The 26,476-nt window shown below is 41.1% G+C and carries 24 protein-coding genes; 12 read left to right on the top strand and 12 right to left on the bottom strand.

All coding sequences use genetic code 11. The features are described 5' to 3' along the window. The first annotated feature begins 9 nt into the window (after positions 1-9). From E0H81_RS01680 to E0H81_RS01660, 5 genes are all read left to right on the top strand, one after another. Positions 10-711 (top strand): TetR/AcrR family transcriptional regulator, encoded by a 702-nt coding sequence (locus tag E0H81_RS01680; protein ID WP_131316007.1) that lies wholly within the window; start codon positions 10-12, stop codon positions 709-711. 78 nt (positions 712-789) lie between these two features. Beyond that, the gene (gene purU, locus E0H81_RS01675) at positions 790-1,656 is read left to right on the top strand and encodes a formyltetrahydrofolate deformylase (protein ID WP_131267156.1); all 867 of its coding nucleotides are present in this window, start codon (positions 790-792) and stop codon (positions 1,654-1,656) included. 210 nt (positions 1,657-1,866) lie between these two features. Beyond that, positions 1,867-2,649: an energy transducer TonB gene (locus tag E0H81_RS01670; RefSeq protein WP_131316005.1), complete on the top strand. Its 783-nt coding sequence runs from the start codon at positions 1,867-1,869 to the stop codon at positions 2,647-2,649. Between the two features lie 20 nt (positions 2,650-2,669). Beyond that, the gene (locus tag E0H81_RS01665) at positions 2,670-3,293 is read left to right on the top strand and encodes a MotA/TolQ/ExbB proton channel family protein (protein WP_131316003.1); all 624 of its coding nucleotides are present in this window, start codon (positions 2,670-2,672) and stop codon (positions 3,291-3,293) included. Further along, complete coding sequence (locus E0H81_RS01660) at positions 3,293-3,697, top strand: ExbD/TolR family protein (protein WP_131267153.1); 405 nt, start codon at positions 3,293-3,295, stop codon at positions 3,695-3,697. Before E0H81_RS01665 ends, E0H81_RS01660 begins: the two co-directional genes overlap by 1 nt. A 67-nt stretch (positions 3,698-3,764) precedes the next feature. Here E0H81_RS01660 and msrA read toward each other — a convergent pair whose 3' ends face one another. From msrA to thyA, 5 genes are all read right to left on the bottom strand, one after another. Continuing rightward, positions 3,765-4,289: a peptide-methionine (S)-S-oxide reductase MsrA gene (msrA, locus tag E0H81_RS01655; RefSeq protein WP_131316000.1), complete on the bottom strand. Its 525-nt coding sequence runs from the start codon at positions 4,287-4,289 to the stop codon at positions 3,765-3,767. A gap of 119 nt (positions 4,290-4,408) precedes the next feature. Next, entirely contained in the window at positions 4,409-4,870 is a 462-nt protein-coding gene (locus E0H81_RS01650; RefSeq protein ID WP_131315998.1) for an META domain-containing protein, read from the bottom strand. 102 nt (positions 4,871-4,972) lie between these two features. Further along, on the bottom strand, positions 4,973-6,034 hold the full coding sequence (locus E0H81_RS01645; RefSeq protein ID WP_131315996.1) for an Lnb N-terminal periplasmic domain-containing protein: 1,062 nt from the start codon (positions 6,032-6,034) through the stop codon (positions 4,973-4,975). Between the two features lie 28 nt (positions 6,035-6,062). After that, a complete protein-coding gene (locus tag E0H81_RS01640; RefSeq protein WP_131315994.1) occupies positions 6,063-6,575 on the bottom strand; it encodes a dihydrofolate reductase in 513 nt (170 codons plus the stop codon). 185 nt (positions 6,576-6,760) lie between these two features. Further along, the gene (thyA, locus tag E0H81_RS01635) at positions 6,761-7,603 is read right to left on the bottom strand and encodes a thymidylate synthase (protein ID WP_131315992.1); all 843 of its coding nucleotides are present in this window, start codon (positions 7,601-7,603) and stop codon (positions 6,761-6,763) included. 651 nt (positions 7,604-8,254) lie between these two features. On the opposite strand from thyA, the gene E0H81_RS01630 reads away from it, so the two are divergent. After that, positions 8,255-8,776 (top strand): CHAP domain-containing protein, encoded by a 522-nt coding sequence (locus E0H81_RS01630; RefSeq protein WP_131315990.1) that lies wholly within the window; start codon positions 8,255-8,257, stop codon positions 8,774-8,776. 82 nt (positions 8,777-8,858) lie between these two features. On the opposite strand, the gene E0H81_RS01625 is transcribed toward E0H81_RS01630, so the two are convergent. From E0H81_RS01625 to E0H81_RS01595, 7 genes are all read right to left on the bottom strand, one after another. Next, entirely contained in the window at positions 8,859-10,262 is a 1,404-nt protein-coding gene (locus E0H81_RS01625) for an efflux transporter outer membrane subunit (protein ID WP_131315989.1), read from the bottom strand. 11 nt (positions 10,263-10,273) lie between these two features. After that, positions 10,274-12,253, bottom strand: coding sequence for a MacB family efflux pump subunit (locus tag E0H81_RS01620; RefSeq protein WP_131316206.1), 1,980 nt, complete (start codon positions 12,251-12,253; stop codon positions 10,274-10,276). 2 nt (positions 12,254-12,255) lie between these two features. After that, a complete protein-coding gene (locus E0H81_RS01615) occupies positions 12,256-13,602 on the bottom strand; it encodes a MacA family efflux pump subunit (RefSeq protein WP_131315987.1) in 1,347 nt (448 codons plus the stop codon). Between the two features lie 309 nt (positions 13,603-13,911). After that, positions 13,912-14,901 carry a DNA polymerase III subunit delta gene (gene holA / locus E0H81_RS01610; RefSeq protein ID WP_131267144.1) on the bottom strand — a complete coding sequence of 330 codons (990 nt, stop codon included), beginning with the start codon at positions 14,899-14,901 and terminating at the stop codon, positions 13,912-13,914. Positions 14,902-14,917: 16 nt separating this feature from the next. After that, positions 14,918-15,454, bottom strand: coding sequence for an LPS-assembly lipoprotein LptE (locus E0H81_RS01605; protein ID WP_131267143.1), 537 nt, complete (start codon positions 15,452-15,454; stop codon positions 14,918-14,920). Between the two features lie 255 nt (positions 15,455-15,709). After that, positions 15,710-18,331: a leucine--tRNA ligase gene (leuS, locus tag E0H81_RS01600; RefSeq protein ID WP_131315985.1), complete on the bottom strand. Its 2,622-nt coding sequence runs from the start codon at positions 18,329-18,331 to the stop codon at positions 15,710-15,712. 147 nt (positions 18,332-18,478) lie between these two features. Continuing rightward, on the bottom strand, positions 18,479-18,838 hold the full coding sequence (locus E0H81_RS01595; RefSeq protein WP_131315983.1) for a DUF4124 domain-containing protein: 360 nt from the start codon (positions 18,836-18,838) through the stop codon (positions 18,479-18,481). 797 nt (positions 18,839-19,635) lie between these two features. Between E0H81_RS01595 and E0H81_RS01590 the strand changes: the two genes are divergently transcribed. The 6 genes from E0H81_RS01590 to E0H81_RS01565 all read left to right on the top strand — a co-directional run bounded on the left by E0H81_RS01590 (position 19,636) and on the right by E0H81_RS01565 (position 26,466). Then, on the top strand, positions 19,636-21,363 hold the full coding sequence (locus E0H81_RS01590) for an acetolactate synthase 3 large subunit (protein ID WP_131267140.1): 1,728 nt from the start codon (positions 19,636-19,638) through the stop codon (positions 21,361-21,363). Beyond that, on the top strand, positions 21,360-21,851 hold the full coding sequence (gene ilvN / locus E0H81_RS01585) for an acetolactate synthase small subunit (RefSeq protein ID WP_067722031.1): 492 nt from the start codon (positions 21,360-21,362) through the stop codon (positions 21,849-21,851). Before E0H81_RS01590 ends, ilvN begins: the two co-directional genes overlap by 4 nt. A 120-nt stretch (positions 21,852-21,971) precedes the next feature. After that, a complete protein-coding gene (gene ilvC, locus E0H81_RS01580; RefSeq protein ID WP_131267139.1) occupies positions 21,972-22,988 on the top strand; it encodes a ketol-acid reductoisomerase in 1,017 nt (338 codons plus the stop codon). A 383-nt stretch (positions 22,989-23,371) separates the two neighbouring features. After that, positions 23,372-24,187, top strand: coding sequence for an XAC2610-related protein (locus E0H81_RS01575; RefSeq protein ID WP_131315981.1), 816 nt, complete (start codon positions 23,372-23,374; stop codon positions 24,185-24,187). 1,037 nt (positions 24,188-25,224) lie between these two features. Continuing rightward, the gene (locus tag E0H81_RS01570) at positions 25,225-25,653 is read left to right on the top strand and encodes a hypothetical protein (protein WP_244926484.1); all 429 of its coding nucleotides are present in this window, start codon (positions 25,225-25,227) and stop codon (positions 25,651-25,653) included. Between the two features lie 111 nt (positions 25,654-25,764). After that, complete coding sequence (locus E0H81_RS01565) at positions 25,765-26,466, top strand: fimbrial biogenesis chaperone (protein ID WP_131315977.1); 702 nt, start codon at positions 25,765-25,767, stop codon at positions 26,464-26,466. Positions 26,467-26,476: the final 10 nt, after the last annotated feature.

Here is a 26,476-nt window from a genome sequence, read left to right as displayed (position 1 = left end):
TACTTTAGGATGTCTCACTCCAAAACGGTGAAAACCAAAGAACGTATTTTACAGCTCAGCTTACAGTTATTTAATGAGCGCGGTGAGCGTTCAGTTACAACGAATCATATTGCAGCTGAACTGAGTATGAGCCCGGGTAATTTGTATTACCACTTTCGTAATAAAAACGAAATTATCAAGGAATTGATGGAGCAATATCAAAAAGAAACTTTGGAAATGCTTGCATTGCCAGACGATCGCCTGCTCGATGCCAATGATAAGATTCGTTATTTCCAAGTACTGAGCAGTCAGCTTTGGGCTTATCGCTTTTTGCATCGTGATGTTTATCATTTGGTTGAAAATAATGATGATTTTCGCAAAATGTACCCACGTTTTGCCGGTCAGGTGATGCAGCAGGGGCAGAAAATTTATAAAGCCTTTGTGAATGCCGGGTTGATGCAAATGACGGACTCGGAAATTGAGGCCCTGATTATTAACTTGTGGATTGTTTTGACCAACTGGACCAACTTCTTATATATGTCGGGTCATATTACCGACTCAAATACTTTAGAAGAGAAGTGGGTCTGGCAGGCATTGCGTCAAATGGTGTTTCTGGAAGGAGCATATTTGCGTGGTGAAAGCCGTCAAACTTATGAACATCTGCTTGACACTTTGGGGCCTTCAGAACTATTTGAGAGTCTATCTTCAAGTAAAAATCACGATGCGACATAGCCTATTTAGAAAGCCTTAAAAAAGCGTTAGAATGCTCGGCTTGTTTTTCAATTTAACTGATTAGTGATATAAACCAACATGAATATGACCACTGCTAACACAGCACGTTTACTGATTACTTGCGAGGATAAACCAGGAATCGTGCAAGCTGTATCGAGCTTTTTGTATCATCAGGGAGCAAATATTACCGCACTTGATCAATACGCGACTGAAGCTCAGGGCGGGCGTTATTTCATGCGTGTTGAGTTTGAACTGGATAACTTGCAAAGCCGTAAAGAAAGTTTGACCCAAACTTTTGCGAGCAATGTGGCAGAGCGCTATAACATGCATTGGCGTTTGGCTCTGGTTAGCGATGTCAAAAAAGTCGGCATTTTGGTCTCTAAAGTCGATCATGCCTTGCTTGAATTGTTGTGGCGTCATGCACGTGGTGGTTTGCCTTGCGAAATCACCACCGTGGTTTCTAACCATGAAGATTTACGCGAATCAGTTGAAAACTTCGGTATTCCTTTTGTTGTGGTTCCGGTCAATAAAGACAACAAAGCAGAAGCCTACGCAAAAATTGATGAAATCATGCAAGGAAATGATTTACTGATTCTTGCACGTTATATGCAAATTTTAAGCGAAGAATTTGTGTCTAAATGGACCATGAAAGTGATTAATATTCACCATTCATTCTTGCCTGCCTTTGTCGGTGCAAACCCTTATAAGCAAGCATATGAAAAAGGGGTGAAGCTGATTGGTGCAACCGCGCATTATGTGACTGCTGATCTGGATCAGGGACCGATCATTGAGCAAGATGTAGAACGGGTAAATCACGACTTTACGGTTGACCAACTGCGTGAACTTGGACAAGACGTCGAACGAAATGTGCTGGCGCGTGCAGTGAAATGGCATCTTGAAGACCGTATTATTGTGGATGGCAACAAGACCGTTGTTTTTCAATAATAATTGTTAGAATGATTCATTCAAAAGGCGTGCTTTAGGCATGCCTTTTTCGTTTTTGATTCAAAAAACTCATCAAAACTCCTGAATTAATAGTTGCAAATGAAAACACTTCTCATTTATTATTACGGTGCTTTAAATGTACTAACCGATGAGCTTGATTGCTTAAATCTGTATTGATCTACAATCGCTTTAATTAGGTAACCGATTTTAATGAGTCAATCTCCCGCTCTAAATATGCAAACTCCCAACCCGATGAAAAAGAAAATTATCACAGCGCTGATCGCCGTTGTGGTCGGTCACATGGGCGTATTGTGGGCGGTGGGGCAAATGAAGACCCCTGAACTCAAACCCGTTGAAAAAGAACCTTTAAAAGTTCGTTTTGTTAAAATTCAAGAACCACCAAAACCTTTACCGCCGAAGCCGAAAGCTGAACCGAAAAAAGAAAAGCCCAAGCCTAAGGAAGTGAAAGAAGTTAAAATTGTAGAAAAACAACTTCCCCCCCCTCCAAAAAAGGTAGAGAAGGTTCAACAAGTTAAAAAAGCAGAAGCACCCAAACCCGTGGTGAAGCCGGTTGAAGCGCCACCGAAACCAGCTGTCACGACAACGATTTCTGAAACTAAAGTGGTTAAACCTGTACCTGCGCCGGTTGCGCCACCCGCACCTGTTACTCCACCGGCACCCGCTGCTCCGCCATCTCCAAAAAGTGTATCGATTGGTGGCTCGGGCGTGCAATGGAGCCGTTCGCCCAAACCTTCTTATAACAATAGCGATTTAGAAGGCCAAACGCGTACTGTGGTGGTACATATTGAAGCGAATGAAAAAGGGGTAATTACCTCAGCGCGTATTTCGCGTTCGAGTGGTGTGCCTGCTTTAGATGACAAGATTTTACGCTCAGTGCGTAGTTCCAAATTCAAACCGTACAAAGAAAATGGCGTGGCTTATCCAATTAGTGCTGACCAACCATTTGAATTGACATTGAATCCACACGGCTAACATTTTTTAGGAGTTCGAGTATGAACTTTTCAGTTTATTGGCAACACGCCGATGCAGTGAGTAAAACACTGTATTTCGTGTTATTGGCAATGTCGATTACGACATGGACCATCTTCGTTTTACGTTTAATGGGGACTCGCCAACTGAAGCAACAAGCTTATGCTCAACTTTCTCAAGCGTTAAGCAAGTTAAAGGCAAAATTTTCACCTTTAAATTTTGAACAACGTAAAGCAGTGGCAGAACAAGCTTTATTGCGTCAAATTTCTGCTGAAAAAGCCAATGCTGAAAAAGGTGTTGCAGTTTTAGGTACCATTGCTTCACTTGCACCGTTTGTGGGTTTGTTCGGTACGGTTTGGGGTATTTTCCATGCCTTGGTTGCGGTAGGTAAGAGCGGTCAGGCAGGTTTGGCACAAGTAGCAACACCGGTGGGTGAAGCTTTGATTATGACCGGTTTAGGTTTGGCGGTGGCTATTCCTGCAGTACTGGCTTATAACATTTGTACCCGTGTCAATCGTGGTTTGGCGCATGAGCTACAAGATCAGGCGCACAGTTTGCTAATTGATACCATGTTGCAGCAAGATAGCTCGGCTCAAGCTGCTGAAGCTAAAGCAACAGCGAATAATTTGGTTGGAGGTCAAGCTTAATGGGCTTTCAATTGGGCGAAGACAACGATGTAGGCATGAATGAGATGAATCTCATTCCACTCATCGACATTATGTTGGTATTGATGATCATCTTTTTGGTGACAGCAACCGTTGCTAACCCATCAATTCCATTAACCTTACCAAAAACCACGGCAGATATTATTGATTTGCCGCCTGAAAGTGTCACCATCAGTATTAATGCGGGTGGAGATGTGGCGTGGAATGGCGATGTGCTCACGCTTGATGAGCTACAGACAAAATTCAAACAAGCGGGTCAGGAACAGCGTCAGCCGACCATTGTTCTGAAAGCCGATAAAGAATCACGTTATGACACTGTGGCACAAGTGATGTCTCGTGCGAGCGAAGCCGGGCTCAGCGATATTGCTTTTGCCAGTGATAACTAATCAAAAATATAAAAAAAGCGGCCATTACGGTCGCTTTTTTATGTCTGAAATTCGCTGAAAAGTGCTCTTATTCAGCTTTAAGCAAATCCTGAAACTTGCTGCGTAATTTCATCAGTTTCGGTGGAATAGAAAAATTGCAGTAGCCTTGAGATGGATTTCGGGCAAAGAAATTTTGATGATATTCTTCAGCCGGGTAGAACTTGGGTGCAGGGCTGAGCTCAGTCACAATATTCAGGCCTTCTGACTTCAAATGCTCAATGGCTTGCTCTGCCTGTTGTTGCTGCTGATCATTAAAATAATAAATCACAGAACGATATTGAGTGCCTACATCATTGCCTTGACGGTTTAATGTGGTTGGATCATGGGTGGTAAAAAACACATCCAAAAGCTGGGTAAAGCTAATTTGTGTTTCATCATAATCAATCAAAATGACTTCTGCATGGTTGGTGTCACCACGACAAATATCGTCATAACTTGGATTGTCAGTGTGACCGCCGGCATAACCACTGACCACTTGTTCTACGCCTTTCAGCTGTAAAAATATGGCTTCAACACACCAAAAACATCCACCACCAAATAATGCCTGTTGCATGGTTTTATCCTGTATTTATCTATTGTTTTTAATATATGGGCTTTTTATGAAGTTACAATGTATTTATTTATGCATTTTAAATACAGAAGCCTGAGATTTCAGGTGTTTATCTGCACGCTTTAACGGGGTTGAACCGGACTGCTGAATTGGATCAGAAGGTTGCCATGACGATCAAGCAGCTTGAGTGTTTTACCAAAGACTTGATAGTTTGCCACTTTGGTCAGTGCTTCATTAAATTGTTGCGATACATTATTGCCATCTAGACAAGCCATCTTGGTGCCTGCCATTTGGCTAAGAACCAAAGTATCTCGACCAGCTTCATAGCTACCCATAATACGGTTACAGCCATCGGCACCACTGACGCGTTTGGTTGCAGCATCAAACTGTAAGCTTGGAATATTATGCGCAGTTGGGGCAGTTTTTATTTCAGTATTGCCAATCTGTGTTGCAATCCAGGTGCGGTTTTGCAACTGAACTAAATTTGCAGTTTCCATCGTGGCAGATGTGCTCGGTGTGGTTTCACAACCGCTAAAAGTAATAGCCGCACCAATCATGCCAACAGCAAATAATTTTTTTAACATATTGGAATTCTCGTTCTTGATTTAACTTATGTTCTATATAAACAAAAAAATAGTCAATTCACTAGCGTTAAATCTATGTCTTATATATTTTTAAACTTTAAATTATGGTGATTTTTGCAGTATTGGTTTAGGTATGCCTTGGCGAATCAGGGTTGAATATTGTGTACTGCTGATATTGTTTAATTTACTGACACGCGGGTTTATATAGGCAACGTCATACCACTGCTGTATGGTTAAATCGTGTGAAATGGCATTTAAGTCATACAGATAATTGGGTAAATACCCTGAAGCCAGCAGGCGGTAATCGGTGGGTAAATGTCTTTTAGATATCGCCTGCACCATATCAAACACCAGCGTGGTGCAGTTACTGGTGAGGCTGTTATACCATTTTGGCTGATGCCTGAATTCATTGGCTTTACCCAGATATTCCTTAAACAAAGCGCGTCTTTCGGTTTTCGACATATTGACCGGAAAAAAATAGACATGTTCACCACGAACATTGCTGCGGGTATAAATCAGATCCTTTTCATCTGCTGCAATCAGGCTGAGTTCATATTTTCTAAAAAAACCGCCATAAGTTGAAAATTCTTCATTTTTTTCTTTGCGAATTTCAATCGAGAAGGTCAGGGGTTTGCTGTTGGCAAAGTCAAAGCTGACCAAGGTATGGGCGATCTGTGGTCCCATCCAGTAGGAGGTAATAATATTCACACCGGTAATCTGGTTTAGATCAAAGTCACGCGTTTCCCAACGTTCATCATAACGGCTGTCTGCATGCCAGTTAAAATTACGCACATTGTGTAAGGTGATCTTGTCGCCATCTTGTTCATAAGACAACACCTGAGCCACTTCCGGATTCCAGTCACGATCTTGCCTGGCTTCCAGACCAAAATACCAAAATAAGCCGAGCAGAAAACCCAGCATATAAATCAGTACATCGGTGTGACGGTTAAAGAAATGTTGGGTGATGTAAATGCCGAGAATACTTAAAGCAAAGACAATCCAGATACCAATAAGTAGGCGAGTGATGAGCCAGCCAAAAGGTTCCTGAAACCACAAGGCAAGACACAGCCAAATTGAGGACAAAATAACGAAAAGGCTGAACACAGAATGCAGTAGAGCCATGCCCAGCGCAGCGAAAAATTCCCTTTTCCCAATATTATGCATATTTGACTGTTATAAAGAATTATTGCCTTTATTTTCGGTAAGTTGCGAACTCAAAAGCAATCCCAGTTTTGTCGTCAATATGTTGTTCAGACGCGACCTTTTTAAATTCAGCCGGAATTTCTGGATAATAGGCATCGCCTTGAACATCAAGCTCAACATGAGTCAATTCCAAACGGTCTGCAATGTTCATGGTCTGCTTAAAGATTTCTCCGCCACCAATCACAAAGATCGCATCTGGTTTTTCTGAAGCTTTGACATCGGCAACGGCTTGTGTCAAGGCATCTTCAATAGAGTAGGCCACTTTAGTCCCTTCAAATGACCAATTCGTGTCACGGGTAATCACCCAATTGACACGTTTCGGCAGGGTACGTCCCATAGACTCTAAAGTTTTGCGGCCCATGACCACGACACCCCCTTGGGTAATTTCTTTAAAGTGCTTGAGGTCAGCAGAAATGTGCCAAGGCAAGTCATTATTTTTGCCAATGCAGCGTTGCTGATCCATGGCCACGACATGAACAATTTCTAAATTTTGAAAGGTCATTTATTTAATCCTTGTGAATAATCCCAAAATCCTTTCTACAATTTCCCGCTTTATTAAAGGAGGGACGAGGGATTTTATAGGTTTGATTTCTAATTTTTTTCCCTTGGGGAGAAGTTAGGGTGAGGGTATTGATTTACCTCTCCCTAACCCTTTCCTCTTGAGAGAGGGGACTCTAAAAAGGAAAATTAAACCGCAACAGGAGCTTTGATTCCTGGATGGGATTCATAACCGACAATTTCGATATCTTCAAATTTAAACTCGAAAATGTCTTTAATTTCAGGATTCAATTTTAATTGACAAAGCGGCAACGGTTCACGGCTGAGTTGCAATTTTGCCTGTTCAAAATGATTGACATATAAATGGGTATCGCCACCTGTCCAGACAAAGTCGCCTACCCCTAAACCGCAGACTTGCGCAATCATATGGGTGAGCAGGGCATAGCTGGCAATGTTAAATGGAACACCCAAGAAAACGTCCGCGCTGCGTTGATATAATTGGCAAGACAGTTTGCCGTTCTGTACAAAGAACTGGAACAGGGTGTGACAAGGCGGAAGGGCAACATTTCCCGCTTCATTCGGGTTCCAGCCCGACACGATTAAACGGCGTGAATTGGGATTGGTTTTAATTTCATTGATCAGCCATTGAATCTGGTCAAAACCATCCTGCTCATATAAGCCATTTTCTTTTTTGGTTGCACCAAAGTTACGCCATTGATGACCATAGACCGGCCCCAATTCGCCTCCCGGGCGACCAAAACGTGCAGTTTGTTCTGCAGTTGACCATTCATCCCAAATTGAAACTTTATTGTCTTGTAGATATTTGACGTTGGTATCACCTTTTAGAAACCATAACAGTTCAATCACAATTGAGCGGAAATGAACTTTTTTGGTGGTGAGTAAAGGGAAACCTTTAGAAAGATCAAAGCGCATTTGATGACCAAATACAGAACGCGTCCCTGTACCGGTACGGTCGCCTTTGTCGCCACCGTTGTCGAGGATATGTTGTAAAAGGTCTAAATACTGACGCATGTCTCTCTCATAATATTGTGAATTTCTTGTGGCACATATTAGCCTTTTTTTTACAGTGATGAAACCATAGCTTACTCAGGATAAAGAAATATGATTAACCGGAATTTTATCTTTAAATACATGAAAATTAATGAAATTAAATTGGGTGATTCAGCTATCAACTCTAGATGAAATTTTATAAGTTAAGACTTTGAATTAAAAATGATAAGGATAAAGAAAATGGTTAAACTTTTTCTTTACAGTATTTCTGGATCTCGATAAAAAACGCTATATGTCGGTTGCTATTCAATATTCAAAATATATGGGTGATCTTAAATTGAATGAAGTTTATTGAGAGAAATTGCAGAGTATGGAAAATTTGCTCGATTTTAATTTTTCTCCTTCAATGTCTCGCGTTCAAGATGACCCAGTCATGATGAGGGCTGGAAAGGGAATAACAGCTTTGCGTTTATCTGTTGAGTAGTAATTAAATTTATCCACTCTTTGTATTTATAAAAGTTAACAAAAAATAATCATTTAACTCAATTTCACGGGGTCTGTTTATATTTAATTACATTTATTACATGAAAAATCACATATTCCGGGGTACTATCTTCGCCGTCGAAATGAGTGAAAAGCCCGTCGTTTAAGGGTTGGGAGTAGTGGTAAAGAATGGCTTATGATTATAATGTAAACATGAATGAGATGTATGCTCCCGTTCAGACCAACATCGTAATTCGTTCCAAATCTGGTAAAAATTCTAAAAAAAATACAGAGTCCAAGTCCGTTCAAACCAGCCAAAAAAAGAATATTATTGCAAGCAATGGACAGCGAATTGATATTAATAAATTCACCAATTTCTTGCAAGGTATTAGCTCATATCGCAGTTCACAAAAGTGTGCCAAAAGTATCCGGCTTGCTTTGGAGTCAGCAGGTGCACGGTTCCAAAGTCATCCTGTTGCTGCGGCAGACTGGGGCAATACTTTGACGAAAATTGGTTATCGACAAATTAACCCTAAATTCGATTCACCTAAAGAAGGTGATATTTATATTATTGACCGCACCGGCAAACATGTGTATGGACATATTGCCGGCTTTAATGGCCAGCAATGGGTGTCTGACTTTAAGCAAAAAAGTTATGACGTTTATAATGAAAAAGGCCTGACTTATAAATATTATCGCCCGAGTTTCTAAATTTTTATAAAGCCAAATAACTTAACTAAAAAAGATAACCTAAATAAAAAAAGCCTCCGTAGAGGCTTTTTTATTGCTGAGATTAAGGCAACTGTTTGATTGGACTACCACCCAAAGACTGCATTAGGGTTACATAAGCATTGTATTGGCTTTGCTTGGTCTGAATTAAAGACAGACGCGCATTACGTGTGGTTTCCTGTGCGTCTAACAGGTTTTTAAGTGCAATTGCGCCGTTACGGTAACGTACTTCAGTTAAACGCTCGGTTTTCTCGGCAAGTTGTACATTACGTTCTTGCAAAGCCACCTGTTTGTTTAATTCGGTACGTGCCGATAGCGCATTTTCCACATCAGCAAAAGCCTGATACAAGGTTTGACGGTACTGAATAATCGATTTTTCATAATCCAGATCACTGATCGCCAAATCTTTCTTCATATCGTTATATTGCAGGAATGGTAAGCTCAAACTCGCACCCAGAGTTAAAGCCGGATTCTGCAACAGATTGGTTAACGATGTGCTGGAAGAACCTAAATTTCCGGTCAAATTAATTGAAGGATAGTAACCGGCTTTGGTGGCATCTTTGTTGGCCAAAGCCTTACGTAAACGTAATTCCGAGGCCTGTAGGTCTGGACGACGTGACAGCAAGTCTGCCGGCAAGCCGGCTGCAATGGTCGGCAGGGCAATGCGGGGTAAACGAGACGGTTCCTGAATGTTGAGTTGCTGTACCGGCTGATGCATTAACACCGCCAGTGCAGTGCGCGTTTCAACTTTCTGCTGTTCAATCTGGCTTAAAGTCGATCTTTGACTTTGCACTGACTGTTCAGCTGAAGTTAAGTCCAGACCAGAAACTGCGCCGGCACGGTACTGTGTGCGTACCAGTTCATAAATCTTTTGCGTACTGCTGAGGTTTTGCTGTGCAACTGTCAAACGCTCATTCAGATAACCCAACTGCCAATATAAATTTGCAGTCGTCGCTACCAAGCTTTGTGCAGTGGCTTGCAAGTCCTGTTCAGTCGCTAAAGCTTCCCAACGAGATGCTTCAGTTTGGCGCACCAGTTTCCCGAATAAATCCAGTTCATAACTTACGCCACCACTTAACGACAAGCCGCGTGAGGAATCATCACCTGAATTTAAGTCAATACTATGCCCAGCCGATACGCTTGAGCTGACCCGTGGACCTTGCTGGTTTGCAGCTAAACCGGCCTGCAAACGTGCTTGCTGCAAGTTGATGCCGGCAACTGCCAGATCTGTATTGCTGGCTAAAACTTGACTGACCAATTGATTCAGCTGCGCATCGCCAAACAAGGTCCACCATTGGTCTGCATAGACATCGGCATGTACTTGCTGACTTATGGCTTTGCTGTTCTGGAAGTTGCCAGGAATATTTACAGCAGGTTGCTCATACGGTGTTTTCACCACCGCAGCACAACCGACCAGCGAACCAGTTAAAATAAGGGCAGTAGCAAGTTTGGTAAAATTCATTTGCATTCTAAGTATCCTTATTCGCGAGAAAGTGCATCAACAGGATTGAGCTGTGCTGCATTACGGGCAGGGATAAAGCCGAAAATAATCCCGATCATGCTGGAACAGACAAAGGCTGCAATAATTGAAGTGGTTGAATAGGCCATCTGGAAAGTACCGCCAGCAAAATGACCAATCAGCTGTCCAATGCCTAAAGATAACAGTACCCCTAAGACACCGCCCAAAATACACACCAGTACCGCTTCAATCAGAAACTGCTGCAAGATGTCACTTTGACGTGCACCGACAGCCATACGTACCCCAATTTCTTGAGTTCGTTCAGTCACCGAAACCAGCATGATGTTCATCACCCCAATACCACCGACAATCAGTGAAATCACCGCAATGGCAGAAACCAGTAAGGTCATGGTTTGTGTAGTTTGCTGAATGGTTTCACGAATACTGTCCGAGTTTTGGGTAAACACATCTTGTGCGCCATGACGCTGAACCAGCAAGTTCAGAATGGCATTTTCAGCGGCAGTACTCGGGTATTCATCTTTGACACGCACAATGATGTTACGCACATTGGATTGACCCAACATACGGCTCATGACGGTCGAGTAGGGCAGATAAACATTCAGACTATCCGAGTTACCCATCATCGATTTTTGCGCTTCAATTACGCCAATAATACGGCTTGGCAAGCTGCCCAGAAGAATGACCTGACCGACAGGATTGGTGCCATCACTAAAGAAGGTATTCTTGGTGTTGTTATCAATGACCACATCCTGGACACGTTCAGTCACACCTTCTTTGTCAAAGGGCTGACCCGATTCCAAGGTCATGCCCTTAACATAGAAGAAGTCTTCACTCACGCCATTGACCGTGGCAGATGCTTCAGTATCTTTAAAGCGTGCAGTTACACTACTGGTAACCGAAGGCGTCACCCCATCGACATAGGGCTGTTCGGCCAAAGCTTCAGCATCGGCCGGAACCAGGGTTTTGACTTGAGCGGTCTTGGAATTGTCACCAAAGCCACGGCCCTGGGACACCGTGATGGTGTTGGTACCAAGACTGCTGATATTTTCCAAGATCTGCTTTTGTGAACCATTGCCGAGCGCCACAACTGACACAACCGATGCAATACCAATAATGATCCCGAGCATGGTCAGGAAGGTACGCATGCGGTGTGCATTCATGGCAAGGATGGCCATACGGAATGCTTCACCCAGTCGGTCGGCAGCAGAGCGCCAAGATGGGGTTTTCTTTTGTGGTGTACGGTCAAGTTGCCGCTTCTCCAGCACTTCACCATCCGTTTCAGGCACATTGGCCCGGTCCGAAATAATGTTCCCGTCACTAATTTCAATAATGCGCGAGGCATTTTTCGCTACATTATGATCGTGCGTGACCAAAATGATGGTATGACCTTTGGCATTCAGTTCACGTAAAATACGCATCACTTCAATACCACTGTTTTTATCCAGTGCACCGGTCGGTTCATCGGCCAGAATTACATCGCCACCGTTCATTAAGGCACGTGCAATCGACACACGTTGTTGCTGACCACCGGAAAGCTGGCTGGGACGGTTTTGGGTTTTTTCAGCCAGCCCTAAGTCTGTCAGCAGTTGGGTTGAACGTTCCTGACGTGCAGATGCATCCACCCCTGCATAAATAGCCGGAACTTCGACATTGCCTGCCGCAGTTAAATCTCCCAATAAATGATAGCGCTGGAAAATAAAACCAAAGTATTCACGGCGCAGTTGTGCCAGTTCATCTGCTTCCAGTTTCCGGGTTTCACGTCCTTGAACCTGATAGCTGCCTGCAGTGGGTTGATCTAAACATCCGAGAATGTTCATCAAGGTTGACTTACCTGAACCTGATTGGCCGACAATGGCCAACAGTTCTCCAGGGTAAATCTCTAAATTAATGCCCTTCAGAATCTGAATGGTGCTTTCCCCGGCGGGGAATTCACGAGTCAGATCTGTGACCTTGAGCAAAGGTTGTTGATCTTGACTCATCATTACATTCTCATTGGACCAGCACCACCGCCAGCACGACTATTACTACGCTTTGCAGAATCATTCGAGGTATCGGAAGCATCTGCAATCACCACTTTGTCACCTTGTTTCAAGCCTTTAATCACTTGAGCGGTTACACGGTTATTTAAACCGACCAAGACTGGTTGCGGTTTTGCAGTACCATCGGCCTGAACCACGCGAACCATTGACATAGAGGCTTTGCCTTGTTCAATCAGTGATTTTTCTTCAGCAGACAGTTCCAGGCGTTTTGGACGTTCAGCTTTAGCCTGATCGGCATCGGCTGGTTTTTGTTCTTTGGCCTTGTCTGCACTACGCTCACCACGTTTGCCTTGCGGGCGGTTTGAGCCTTGCAAAGCTGCTGCAGGCACAGTTAAGGCATTTTTTGCTTCATTCAGTACGATATAAACTTGTGCCGTCATATCAATACGTAACTTGCCATCTTCATTCGGGACATCAAATAATGCGTTGTAATACACCGCAGTACTAGAAGATGAAGTAGATGAATTATTGGTTTCGGTATTAATTGAATTCGGTGCCGGTTCTACTTGGCGTAGTTTTGCATAGTGTTTTTTGTCGCTATTGCCCAAAGTGGTGAAATAAACCGTTTGGCCTTTTTCTACTTTCATCACGTCGGCTTCTGAAATTTCAGCCTTAATGGTCATGTAGTCAAGTTTTGCCAACTTAACAATGGTCGGTGCACTTTGGTTGGCGTTTACGGTTTGACCTTCCTCAGTCACAATCGCCACAATGGTGCCATCCATAGGCGCAACAATCTGGGTATAGCCCAAATCTTCTTTGGCGGTTGCCAGGGTTAAACGAGATTGTTCAATTTGTGCATTAATCGCCAGGATGTCCGCTTGTGCTGTTTTAAAACTTGCCAGTGCAGATTCCAGTTCAGCACGTGAAGTTGCATCTTGTGCATACATCGCTTGCTGGCGTTGATACTCCGCTTGAACTTTGGCTAAGTTTGCCTGTTTGACTGCCAGTTGCGCTTGTTGATTTTTAATGCTCGCTTCAGCCGTTTTCAGGTCATTTTCCTGACGAATCGAATCAATTCGTGCAATCAGCTGACCTTGTTTGACTTGGTCGCCCAGTTTCACATACATTTTTTTGACCTGACCGGAAACCTGTGCACCGACGCTGACCATTTTGGTGGCTTCAAGTACACCAGTTGCAAGCACAGAGTCTTCAATATCGCCGCGGCTGACTTCGCTGGTAATGTATTGAGGTGGTTGCTCTTTGGGCTTTAAGAAAAACCAGGCTGTGACCGCAAGAGCAAGAATGCAGACCACAGCAACAACTATTTTGGACGGTTTTATTTTTGGCATAGTGAGCGTGCAAATTGAGGAAATTGAACAGATTATAAAAGCTAAATGAGGATAAAACGTGAATATTTTTGCATCAAATAGAAATGATAACTATTTTTTACAAAAAAACTCTTTTTTATTCAATAAGTTTTTAACGTGCTTTGTTGTTAAGTACTTTTTTTGAGATTTTTAATTAAGATGAAAAATATATAAAACATAGCAAGCGTGATATTGAAATGGAACTTAGAAGCAGATCACTCAAATCATAAAAATAAAATATTCAGCTTAGAAAAAATGGTCTGCATCAGCGAAAACAGATGAATCCTAAACCTAGCTGGAAAATAAACTTTGACCACACATGCTGGCAATGGCCTGCATGACCAAGTGCTCAGGATTTTCTTTTCCCAAACCTTTAATGGACGCATCAATACGTAACAGCAGCGAAGGCCAAGTCAGAAAGTTATTGGGATTGAGCCGTCTTAAGGCTTGTTGATATTGACTGACTTTATTTTTCCAAATACCGAGTTGCAAGGCATTTTGCGGCTGTTCAAACAGTTGCATCAGCAAGCGCATTTCTTTGCTAATGCTCCATAAGATCAGACTCATCGGCTCACCTGAAGCAATCAGATATTGAAAAATTTTCACTGCTTGGGCTAAATTTCCCGCAAGAATGGCATCATTTAAATCGTAAGTGGTGTAGCGCGACTGGTCTTGCAAACATGAATACAAGTGATCAATCTGAATCACGTCGACATCGGCAAAGGTATCACTGACACGCATTAAACTGTTTTTGGCAGCGAGCAGGTTGTGCTCATGATGCTGTTCCAGCCAAGCCCAGGCATCATTGGCCAGTTTAATCCCCAGTTTTTCTGCCTCAATTCCTAAAATCCGTTGCCGGTCTTGTGGGTAATTGGCAGTCAGCGGTACGGTAACACCATTGGCATCCACCACCTGGAAGAAACTGGATTTTAAGCTGCTGCTGTCCTGTTTGGGCATGACCACAAGCAACAGGTTTTGTTCATTGTGCTGAATATAGCTTTTCAGTTGCTTGATGCCATTTGCATCAGGCTTGATGTTGCCATGCACTTCAATGGCAAGCTGAGTGGAAAAAAGCGATAAGCTATTTAGAGCATTAAAGACATTTTTCCAGTCACTCACGTTATTAATGTCATGACGCTGACGTTCGATTTCTTGTTTTTGCCAACTTTTCCGAAAAGCATCGAGTAAATTTTGTTCAAGTAATGGCTCTTGACCATACATAATCCAAGCACCGCGAGCTTCATCAACACGTTTCAGTGCTTGTGGATAGTCAAGTTTCATAGCTTAATTTCTATCTTTAAGGTTGAGTGGTTGACGTTGCTGGTTTGGCTGCGACTTTCGGTAAACGATTGGATGAAATCTGACGCACAATTTGCTGTGCAATGTCATCCACAATGACTTGATTGAGATATTTCTGTTCCTGATCGTCGGTGTTTACGGTCGCGACGTCATATTGATAGCTGCGTGAAGCTGTCAGAGTACGTGGTTCGGTGACAGGATTACCTTGCGCATCTTCAATGCGGAAAGTTACGGTTAAGCGAAGCAAGGTTTCAACCAGTTTACCGTTGAGTTCATGACGTTGAGGCGTGTACTCAAGCACATGTAATACATAAGCATCTGGATTGTTGCTCAGTTGAATGCCGGTCGCACCCAGGTATATTGCAAGTTTTTCGTGTAATTCTTCTGTGTTATCTGGAAGCGCTAAACTCATTTTTGAGTACGCAACAGGAGCTGTCGTTGGGTTGGTTCCCTTTAAATGAAAACCACAACCGACTAAGCTGGCACTTAGACCTAAAGTTAATACAATCGCTGCAACACGTTGAACCAAATGCATGCTTATTCCTCGGTTTATCCCAAAGATGGGTAAATGAATTCCTGAGTTGATTGTAAAGTCAAAGCCCGTTGATTGACAACGGGCTTTGTTTAGAATTGTGAAATCCTTCAGAAAGTCCCTTCTCTTGCGCCATATATGGCTCAGGGAGAAGGTCAGGATGAGGGGCTTTTATAATTTACCTATCCCTAACCCTCACTTGCAGAATTTTTTAAAGCAGTGCTTAAACAATTCTTCAGGAGAGGGAACTCAAGGATCTTAAACCACCAAGTTCACAAGTTTATTCGGAACCACAATTTCTTTCTTGGTAGGACCGGTCAAGAATTGTTGAACTTCTGGTAAGGCTTTTGCCTGAGCCAAAATGTCTTCTTTAGAGATATCGACTGAAACTTCCAACTTACCGCGAAGCTTACCGTTCACTTGAACCACGATGGTCTGCGTGTTACGCGTCAAAGCAGACTCATCCACAACTGGGAACAGTGCTTCAGTTAACTCAATACCAAATTCAGTCAATAAGGTTTGACTTAAATGCGGTGCAAATGGGGCAAGCATTGTGAGCAAAGTAATAATGGCATCACGTTCAACCGCAACATCATTGTCAGATTTCGCTTCAAATTTGTTGATGCTATTCAATAATTCCATTTGTGCTGCAATGGCTGTATTAAATGCATGACGGCGTTCTAAGTCATCACTCACTTTTTGAATGGTTTCATGCGTTTTACGACGTAAATCTTGTGCATCTTTTGATAAATTTGCTTTATCAATAGTCGTAGCGCTATTGCCTTGTTCAAGGAAACCTGTAGCCAAACGCCATACACGTTTCAAGAAACGGTTTGCACCTTCAACACCTGCATCAGACCACTCTAACGATTGATCCGGTGGTGCTGCAAACATCATGAATACACGTGCGGTATCTGCGCCGTATTGGTCAATAATCGCTTGCGGGTCGATACCGTTATTTTTCGATTTCGACATTTTCTCTTGACCGCCAACCACAACTTCTTGGCCGTCAGCTTTATATTTTGCAGAAAGCACACGACCTTTTTCGTCTTTTTCTAGCTCGATATCCGCAGGGTTAAACCAGGTTTTCTTGCCTGAATCTGCTTCACGGTAGAAGGTATCCGCCAAAACCATACCTTGGGTGAGCAAGTTGGTGAATGGTTCGTTGCCTTGTACTACGCCTTCATCACGCATCAATTTGTGGAAGAAGCGTGCGTATAACAAATGCAGAATCGCGTGTTCAACACCACCGATGTATTGGTTCACTGGAAGCCAAGATTGTGCAGCTTCAGGTTTCACCATACCGCCAGTGAAGTCAGGCGATGCATAACGTGCGTAATACCAAGATGATTCTACAAAGGTATCCAGGGTGTCTGTTTCACGACGTGCGTCTGCGCCACAGCAAGGACATTGAGTTTCATAGAATTCAGGCATTTTGTTCAGCGGGTTACCTGAACCATCCGGCACCACGTCAGTCGGAAGAATCACTGGAAGCTGTTCTTCAGGTACAGGCACCTGACCACATGTTTCACAGTTGATCATTGGAATTGGACAACCCCAATAACGCTGACGAGAAACACCCCAGTCACGTAAACGGAACTGAACTTTGGTATTAGCAAGTTTCTGTGGTTCTAATTTGGCAATGAACGCATCAAAAGCAGCTTGGAAATCCAGGCCATCAAATTCGCCAGAATTAACCAGTTTGCCTTCTTTTGAACCGTACCATTCTTGCCATGTCGTAGCAGAGAATTCAGCATCATCTGCACCTTTGGCATCAATGACTTGCTTGATGGTTAGGCCATATTTGTTGGCAAATTCGAAATCGCGTTCGTCATGTGCAGGAACAGCCATCACCGCACCTGAACCATAAGACATCAATACGTAATTGGCGATCCAAACCGGAACTGCTTCACCAGTCACAGGATGCTTAACTGAAAGACCTGTTGCCATACCTTTCTTTTCAGCAGTGGCAAGATCGGCTTCAGCTACAGAACCCATACGGCATTCTTCAATGAATGCAGCCAATTCAGGATTCGTTTCAGCAGCTTTTAAAGCCAATGGATGTTCAGCCGCAACTGCAACATAAGTCACACCCATCAAGGTGTCACCACGAGTGGTATAAACGGTTAAGTCGTCTGCATACACTTCAGGGTTCGCTGAAGGGAAAGTGATTTCCATGCCTTGTGAACGACCAATCCAGTTACGCTGCATGGTCAACACTTGTTGTGGCCAACCATCTTTGAGTGAATCTAGATCGTCTAATAATTCTTGCGCATAGTCGGTAATGCGGAAGTAATACATTGGAATATCACGTTTTTCAACCAATGCACCTGAACGCCAGCCACGACCATTTTCAACTTGTTCGTTTGCAAGAACAGTCTGGTCTACTGGATCCCAGTTCACTGTTGAAAGTTTGCGATAAATCAAACCTTTCTTATACAGCTGTACAAATAGCCATTGTTCCCAGTGGTAATACTCTGGAGTACAGGTTGCAAATTCACGATCCCAGTCCACTGAAAGACCGAGTTTTTTCAATTGATCACGCATATATGCGATATTTTCAAACGTCCATTTTGCCGGAGCAACCTGATGGGCAATCGCTGCATTTTCTGCAGGAAGACCGAACGCATCCCAACCCATCGGCTGAAGCACAGTTTCACCTTTTAAACGGTGGAAACGGCTGATCACGTCACCAATGGTGTAGTTACGCACATGACCCATATGCAGCTTGCCACTTGGGTAAGGGAACATCGATAAGATATAGCGATGTTTACCTTCTACAGTGTCGGCAACTTTAAAGGCTTTGCGAGTTTCCCAGTCTTGTTGGACAGAAGGTTCAATCGCACTGGCTTGATATTCAGGGTCAATGTGAGTAGTCATAAACGTAATTAAGAACAACGGTTAAAAGTTTGTTGCACAGCATAGCGCAAAATGCACCTAAAAGTGAATTTTGCGGCGATGTATAAATAAGAAAATATCGAAGTTTTTGGATAAATATCAGCGGTTGAATTTATACAGCCAAATCGGTCATTGTGCGGCAGGTGCCGAAGTCTCATTATCCGGTTGTGCCTGGCTCCTAGGTGATGCAGTTGGCGTTGGTAAAACAATGACTTTTTCGCCAGACACGATGGTGGTGTTTTGAGTCGGCTGCTCTATATTGTTGATATTTTCAGAGTTTGATTGGTTAGGTGTTGAAGTGCGAGAGACACCATAGGTATCCACTTTACCTTTTTTCTTGGCCGATTTGGGTGGTGGAGTAGTGGTGTAATGCGTAGAACCTTTTGCATCGACCCATTTGTAATATTCTTTAGCAAAGCCGGTGGTGGAACTTAGACTGAAGGTAACACATGCAGCCATGAATCCAGTTTTAATCAAAGATAATGACATAATGAACAAGTCCCTATAATAATCAGTCGGTTGTAATATATGGAAGATATTTACATTCTAGGTTTCATATTTTATATGATTTTCGCTTATTTGCAGAAAAAAAAGATAAGCTGACGAATGATAGGGTAGGTTGAATCTTGCACAAAAATGGTTCATTGTGGCGTTAATTTTTAATTCCAAGCTATTCTGTTTTTGATCAATTTATGATCGCATGAGTGGTGCGGCTGGGATGAAAATAAAGACGAAATATTTAGTAACTGACAGGGCTATTTAAAAACCTTATTCAGAAAAACAAATCTGCAAAGCCATAACATATTAAAATTATTTATTTAATTTATAGTATTTTTTTATGAGCAAATTGTTAAGTGTAACGAAGTGATTGGTTTTTCTGGTGAAATCATCCATAAACAAATAAATGCTGAAATCAATCAAAAAGCTTAAAAAACAGACGGTCTGTAAATAATCAAGAAAAAGCTAATTTTTAAACTTGACTTTAATAGTCGAAACCACAAAAATGCTGACTGTAGTTTTATATGCGTTTATTTGATCACCCTTCGAATCAGCGTCATTTTAGCAATGGACTTCTTCTCTAGCCGAGAAGCTGAACAAAGCCAACAAAATATGTTTATCCCAACATGTTTTAGACCTCATATTGCTCAAACAGCAGTCAGGTCAGATTTTTTTCCTATTGCTATGAAAACTATGAAATTTGTGTGCTATAACAGTGCATACAGTTAATGAATTAACCACTACAAATGCCCTCCATTTGTTAGTGAAAAAGATTAGGGTGAATCACGTTGGAACTTTTATCTGGTGGTGAAATGCTTGTTCGCGCATTGGCGGACGAAGGCGTTGAACATTTATTTGGATACCCAGGCGGCGCAGTACTGCATATTTACGACGCGCTCTTTCAACAAGACAAAATCAATCATTACCTCGTACGTCATGAGCAAGCTGCTGGTCACATGGCAGATGCCTATTCGCGCGTAACCGGTAAAACTGGTGTGGTACTTGTTACATCAGGCCCAGGTGCAACCAATACAGTAACGCCTATTGCAACGGCATATATGGACTCAATCCCAATGGTGATTTTGTCTGGTCAGGTTGCAACACATTTAATTGGTGAAGATGCATTCCAGGAAACAGACATGGTTGGTGTTTCTCGCCCAATCGTGAAACATAGTTTCCAGGTGCGTCATGCCAGTGAAATTCCTGGAATTATTAAAAAAGCATTCTATATTGCCTCTTCAGGTCGTCCAGGTCCTGTGGTTGTTGATATTCCTAAAGATGCAACCAATCCTGCAGAAAAATTTGCTTACGAATATCCTGAAAAAGTGAAGATGCGTTCGTATCAGCCACCGCATCGTGGTCACTCAGGTCAAATCCGTAAAGCCATTGAAGAGCTGATTAGCGCTGAACGTCCAGTCATCTATAGTGGTGGTGGTGTTGTTCAAGGCAATGCATCTGAATTACTTACAGAGCTTGCACATCTTCTAAATTTCCCGGTAACCAATACCCTTATGGGCTTGGGTGCTTTCCCGGGGACTGATGAGCAGTTCGTTGGTATGTTGGGCATGCATGGTACCTATGAAGCCAACATGACCATGCACAATGCAGATGTGATTTTGTGTATCGGTGCACGTTTCGATGACCGTGTAACCAATAATCCGGCAAAATTCTGTCCAAATGCAAAAGTAATTCATATTGATATCGACCCAGCGACGATTTCAAAAACCATCATGGCGCATATTCCAATCGTGGGTGCAGTAGAACCTGTACTTCAAGAGATGTTGGTTCAATTGAAACAAATGAATGTTTCTAAGCCAAATCCTGAAGCGATTGCTGCGTGGTGGTCTCAAATTAATGAATGGCGCAAAGTACATGGCTTGCGTTATGAACCAGGTGTTGATGGTGTAATGAAACCACAACAGGTGGTTGAAGCACTTGATCGCATCACCAACAGTGAAGCCATCATTACTTCAGACGTTGGTCAGCATCAAATGTTCGGTGCTAACTACTATAAATACAAACGTCCACGTCAATGGATCAATTCTGGCGGTTTAGGAACGATGGGTGTGGGCTTGCCATATGCCATGGCGGCGAAACTCGCATTCCCGGACCAGCAAGTTGTGTGTATTACCGGTGAAGCATCGATTCAGATGTGTATTCAGGAATTATCAACATGTAAGCAATATGGCTTAAATGTGAAAATTCTCTGCTTGAATAACCGTGCTTTAGGTATGGTTAAACAATGGCAGGATATGAACTACGAAGGTCGTCATTCAAGTTCTTATGTCGATTCATTGCCAGATTTTGCCAAATTAATGGAAGCCTACGGTCACGTCGGCATTCAAATTGACCATGCAGATGAGCTTGACTCTAAGCTTGCAGAAGCAATGGCCATCAATGATAAATGCGTATTCATTAACGTGATGGTTGATCGTTCAGAACACGTTTATCCAATGCTGGTTGCTGGTCAATCTATGAAAGATATGTGGTTAGGAAAAGGAGAGCGCACAAAATGAGACACATAATTTCTGTACTCGTTGAAAATGAAGCTGGTGCGCTTTCTCGCTTAGTCGGTTTGTTCTCTCAACGCGGTTATAACATTGAGACTTTAAATGTAGCACCGACTGAAGATCCCACCATGTCGCGCTTAACCCTCACCACTTATGGTGATGATCATAAAATTGAACAAATCACCAAACAGCTCAACAAGTTGGTTGAAGTTGTAAAGGTTGTAGATTTGTCTGAAGGTGCACACATTGAGCGTGAACTCATGTTGATTAAATTGAAATCACTTGGATCAGCTCGTGCCGAAATTAAACGCACTGCAGACATTTTTCGTGCACAAATTGTCGATGTAACACCGACGACGTATACGATTCAAATCGCAGGTACCACTGAAAAGCTAGACGGCTTTATTGATGCGCTGGCAGAAAATACCATTCTTGAAGTGGTGCGTTCAGGTGTATCAGGTATCGCGCGCGGCGAAAAAGTTTTAACAATCTAACCGATTTTAATTTTATTCACACATTCTGCTCATCTTATAGATGAGGTTCTAGGCCAATGAATACCAATAACATCATTGGCTTGGGAAAAAGGAAACAAAAGCATTTAAGCGGAGACAGCAATGCAAATTTTTTACGATAAAGACACTGACTTATCTATCATCCAAGGTAAAAAAGTAGCGATCATCGGTTACGGTTCACAAGGTCACGCACATGCGCTTAACCTTAAAGACTCTGGTGTTGACGTGACCGTAGGTTTACGTGCGAACTCTACTTCTTGGAAAAAAGCTGAGAATTCAGGTCTTAAAGTTGCTGAAGTTGCTGCTGCTGTAGCGCAAGCTGACGTAGTCATGATCTTGACTCCGGATGAGTTCCAATCACAACTTTACCGTGACGAGATTGAGCCAAACATCAAGCAAGGTGCGACTTTAGCATTTGCTCATGGTTTCTCAATTCTTTACAACCAAGTTGTTCCACGTGCTGACTTAGACGTGATCATGGTTGCACCGAAAGCACCGGGTCACACAGTACGTTCTGAATACCAACGTGGTTCAGGTGTTCCTGACTTAATCGCCATTCACCAAGATGCTTCTGGTAATGCACGTAACGTTGCGCTTTCTTACGCTTCAGGCGTAGGTGGTGGACGTACTGGTATTATCGAAACTTCATTCCGTGAAGAAACTGAAACTGACCTTTTCGGTGAGCAAGCAGTTCTTTGTGGTGGTGCTGTTGAATTGGTTAAAATGGGCTTCGAAACTTTGGTTGAAGCAGGTTATGCTCCAGAAATGGCTTACTTTGAATGTCTACACGAACTTAAATTGATCGTTGACTTGATGTTCGAAGGCGGTATCGCGGACATGAACTATTCAGTATCTAACAATGCTGAATACGGCGAATATGTAACTGGTACTGAAGTTATCAACGAACAGTCTCGTGAAGCAATGCGTAATGCGCTTAAACGTATTCAATCTGGCGAATACGCGAAGATGTTCATTCAAGAAGGTGCGTTGAACTATCCATCTATGACTGCACGTCGTCGTCAAAATGCAGCGCATGGTATTGAAGTGACAGGTAATAAGTTACGTTCTATGATGCCTTGGATTCAGGCGAACAAGATCGTAGATAAAGAAAAGAACTAAGGTTTCGTTCTTTACAAAAAATGGAAAGCAATGCTTTCCATTTTTTTCATACCTTGGATTCAAGCGAACAAGGTTGTAGACAAAGAAAAGAACTAAGTTCTAATTTCTAAGTCAAAAAGCCCCTGTTTTTAACAGGGGCTTTTTTATGCAAGGTAGCTTTCCCTTTCTTACATTTTGTGACAAGCAGAGTTTTGTCTCCTTGCACTTCATTCAAAGCAGCGCTTTGAATTTGCTCATACCGTGGACTCAAGCAAACAAAATCATAGATAAAGAAAAGAACTAAGTTTTCTTTCTGTTGCAAAGATACAAAAAAGGCCGCTCAATTGAGTGGTTTTTTTGTGATACAGTACTCATAATTTCCGCATTTATGAGTGTGCTGAACAATGAAAACTAAATTATTGCTTTGTATTGCTGCGTTGACTTTTTCCAACCTAAGTATGGCTGAAACCGTTTTAAATGCTCCAGAATACAAGCCACTCAATAATGTTCGAGTTTCCATGCAACGCATGTTGAAATCGACCGAAGGACGTTATTTTCTTAGTCTGTATGCTGGGATTTGGAATCCGCATGCTACTTTATATGACCTTATTGAAGATCAGATAATCAATTTAAAAGGATTGCAAAAAGGCGATCAGTTGAATTTAAAATCTGTTGATGCTGACCCTGAAAATATAACAAGCAGGACTTATCAATTATCGGGGATGCTGAATGCCAATAGCGGTGATCTGAAGGCGATGTTTGCTGAAGGTGATGATGCTTTGGGGAAATCCATTCAGTTTGAGCCTGCAATAAAAGTTACAGATAAACCTAATTTTATCTTTAAATTTTATGGTCTGGAAGATATTCAGCAACCCTATGGTTCGGTACTTAAACGAGTAGACATTGTAAATAAAAATAACAATAGCGTTGTACAGGCGCTGTCAGGATTTAGCGCATTTCCGAAAAGTATTGGTTACATGGATGTTAATTTTGATGGATATTACGATATTGTGTTGTCAGATATTTCAGAAGAACGAACCATTCAAGATAAACGTTATATTTACTGGATGTTTAACCCCAAAACCCAGCAGTTTCAACGCTCCCCCCAACTTGAAAGGATTATAGGATTTCCAAAATTACAGGGTGATAAACAACAGATTGATTTTGGAGATGGACAAATGTACCAAGTAGAAAAAGGCTTATTAAATCGAATAGAATAAATATGAATTTTTAATAGAATAATTATGCTATGTATAAGCTTATATTGAACAATAGCTTTGGGATTTTTTGATATTAAATTTCTGTATGTGAAATAAGTGTAATTTAATAGTCTGAATTAACTCATTTTTTTTAAGCTAAGTGGATTTTACATGGGTTGGCTTATGTATTTTTTAATAATAGTATTAATCGCTTTTTAATCCTAAATTATAAATTTTATTTAAATAAATATTCATTTAATTTTTTTATAATTTATTTCTCAATAAATATACGATTTAATTTCTTAGGAAAATCATTCTTAAAACATTACATGCTGAATTAAAGTAAGTACGATTGCTCACGATTCAGAGAATATCGGAAGCAATATAAATACAATCATAATAATGAATAATTATGACAAGATTTTTATTTTGAATAAGATTTATAAAGTGAATTTTTAATTTTTATTGAATGTTTTTAATTGTTTAATATTTTAATGATGAGAGTGTGAGCATAAAATTATTCAAATCAGAGGTTGTTATAAAAATAACGTAAAATTAAAAAATAAATCACGTGTTTATTAGAAAATAAGAAATAAATTTTACTCTTTTGTAATTTATGTAATCTTATGATGTTTTTGTGTAATACCTTCATAATTTAAAAAAAATATAGAAATTAAGTATTTAGTTTTTTATTAATTTATTTTAAGAAATATTTAGTTGTTTTTTGACATAATTGGAAACAAGTTTAAATTGTATCTTATTGTTTAGTAATTTAAACCTTAATAAAAATAGTATTCTATCTATGAATGGTATTGAAAAATTAAAATATAAAAAAATATTGTGAATAATAACATTTTTAAAATTTTTATATTAATCGTAATAAGATAACTCAACGATTACGAAACCTTACTCATAATAAAAAGAGTTACAAACGTAATTGTTAACATTAAATATATAAACATTCTTATTACATTCTTTAAAAAGAAATGGAGAAAGTTATGAATAAAACAATACAAGCCGCATTAGCAGCACTAGCCTTTGGTGTATGTGTAACAAGCGTGCATGCAGGAGAAGCAGATCGTGGAGGTGGGCATAAACCAGGAAAATCTTCTTGCGGTCATGACTGTAAAGGCAAAATTGATATTGTATTAGAAGTTCCAAAACATTGTGATCTTGATATTGCAGATTCAAGTCTTGTACTTACAGAACAAAATAATTATACAGACGCCACAACCTTTGGTGTACGTACCAATGCTGATTATAGTTTGACCATTACACCTCCTGGAACACTGGTCAATGGTACTCGTTCTGTGCCGGTAAGTGTTCAAACTACTCGACGGGGTGGGGCTGCATACAGTAGTGGCTCGACGGTTACTTGGGATGGACGGGAACATACTTATGGTGTTCGAGCTCAGGCCCGTAACATTGGTATCGGAACATATGCGGGTACTTACCGAGGAACTTATGGTGTAGAAGTTAAATTCTAACTTACAAGCATTCTCTATTTTAAAAAAAAGATCATATAGGAGGTGCATTTCAGCATCTCCTATTTTTAGCCTTTATAGCAGAAAAATAATTTTATATATTTGGGGCAAAGAATGATGAAAAAAATAATAGGTTTTTGCGGATTACTTTTGTGGAGTTTATCTGTATCTGCAGGAATAAAATTTAACCCTATACAACTATATATTCAAGATTCTACCCGGCAAAGAAGTACCACGGTCAGCGTCGAAAGCACAGGATTAAAGAAATCACGGATATTTGAAATTTCTGCAGTGAAGTGGAAACAAAATCAGCAAGGTGAAGATATTTTAGAAGAAGATAAAACACTTTTATTTAATCCTAAAACTTTTGAATTAAAGCCCGAAAGTAAACAAGTTGTACGTGTTGGTTTTAGTCAACCATTAACAAATATGAATCAAGAACAAACATGGCGTATCATTTTTAAAGAAGTTGCCCCTATTGAAGATGATTCTACTATTAATTTTTTATTTAATTTTTCTTTGCCATTATTTGCTGGAAAACAGGTGAATCCTAAATTAAATCTAAAATTAGAGAAATTAGATAATCAGGCTTATTTAAATATTGATAATGTGGCCAAATCGCACATAAAAATTATTGAAATTCTTGTAACGGATAATAAAGATAAAGAAATTTTAAAAAAGAAATTAGGTCAATATATTTTAGGGGGGAATCGGATCAAGCTTGAGCTTGGAGAAATTACTAATAATAATGAGTTAAAAATTAAAATTAAAACAGATAAGGATGAGAAGTATTTGGAATACTCGGTAAAAGGATAGGGGGGAGTGC

The sequence above is a fragment of the Acinetobacter terrestris genome, assembly GCF_004331155.1.
GTDB classification, from domain to species: Bacteria; Pseudomonadota; Gammaproteobacteria; order Pseudomonadales; family Moraxellaceae; genus Acinetobacter; species Acinetobacter terrestris.
Note: the sequence above shows the minus strand (reverse complement) of the source record. Positions and strands in the feature narration are given on the sequence as shown.

Coding starts and splice junctions, on each gene's coding strand:
- E0H81_RS01605 (WP_131267143.1), bottom strand. CDS start 15,454: ATGCATTTGGTTCAACGTGTTGCAGCGATTGTATTAACTTTAGGTCTA.
- E0H81_RS01615 (WP_131315987.1), bottom strand. CDS start 13,602: ATGCCAAAAATAAAACCGTCCAAAATAGTTGTTGCTGTGGTCTGCATT.
- E0H81_RS01595 (WP_131315983.1), bottom strand. CDS start 18,838: ATGTCATTATCTTTGATTAAAACTGGATTCATGGCTGCATGTGTTACC.
- E0H81_RS01670 (WP_131316005.1), top strand. CDS start 1,867: ATGAGTCAATCTCCCGCTCTAAATATGCAAACTCCCAACCCGATGAAA.
- E0H81_RS01665 (WP_131316003.1), top strand. CDS start 2,670: ATGAACTTTTCAGTTTATTGGCAACACGCCGATGCAGTGAGTAAAACA.
- E0H81_RS01620 (WP_131316206.1), bottom strand. CDS start 12,253: ATGAGTCAAGATCAACAACCTTTGCTCAAGGTCACAGATCTGACTCGT.
- ilvN (WP_067722031.1), top strand. CDS start 21,360: ATGAGACACATAATTTCTGTACTCGTTGAAAATGAAGCTGGTGCGCTT.
- E0H81_RS01650 (WP_131315998.1), bottom strand. CDS start 4,870: ATGTTAAAAAAATTATTTGCTGTTGGCATGATTGGTGCGGCTATTACT.
- E0H81_RS01645 (WP_131315996.1), bottom strand. CDS start 6,034: ATGCATAATATTGGGAAAAGGGAATTTTTCGCTGCGCTGGGCATGGCT.
- E0H81_RS01680 (WP_131316007.1), top strand. CDS start 10: ATGTCTCACTCCAAAACGGTGAAAACCAAAGAACGTATTTTACAGCTC.
- E0H81_RS01575 (WP_131315981.1), top strand. CDS start 23,372: ATGAAAACTAAATTATTGCTTTGTATTGCTGCGTTGACTTTTTCCAAC.
- leuS (WP_131315985.1), bottom strand. CDS start 18,331: ATGACTACTCACATTGACCCTGAATATCAAGCCAGTGCGATTGAACCT.
- ilvC (WP_131267139.1), top strand. CDS start 21,972: ATGCAAATTTTTTACGATAAAGACACTGACTTATCTATCATCCAAGGT.
- E0H81_RS01630 (WP_131315990.1), top strand. CDS start 8,255: ATGGCTTATGATTATAATGTAAACATGAATGAGATGTATGCTCCCGTT.
- thyA (WP_131315992.1), bottom strand. CDS start 7,603: ATGCGTCAGTATTTAGACCTTTTACAACATATCCTCGACAACGGTGGC.
- msrA (WP_131316000.1), bottom strand. CDS start 4,289: ATGCAACAGGCATTATTTGGTGGTGGATGTTTTTGGTGTGTTGAAGCC.
- E0H81_RS01625 (WP_131315989.1), bottom strand. CDS start 10,262: ATGCAAATGAATTTTACCAAACTTGCTACTGCCCTTATTTTAACTGGT.
- purU (WP_131267156.1), top strand. CDS start 790: ATGAATATGACCACTGCTAACACAGCACGTTTACTGATTACTTGCGAG.
- holA (WP_131267144.1), bottom strand. CDS start 14,901: ATGAAACTTGACTATCCACAAGCACTGAAACGTGTTGATGAAGCTCGC.
- E0H81_RS01565 (WP_131315977.1), top strand. CDS start 25,765: ATGATGAAAAAAATAATAGGTTTTTGCGGATTACTTTTGTGGAGTTTA.
- E0H81_RS01640 (WP_131315994.1), bottom strand. CDS start 6,575: ATGACCTTTCAAAATTTAGAAATTGTTCATGTCGTGGCCATGGATCAG.
- E0H81_RS01660 (WP_131267153.1), top strand. CDS start 3,293: ATGGGCTTTCAATTGGGCGAAGACAACGATGTAGGCATGAATGAGATG.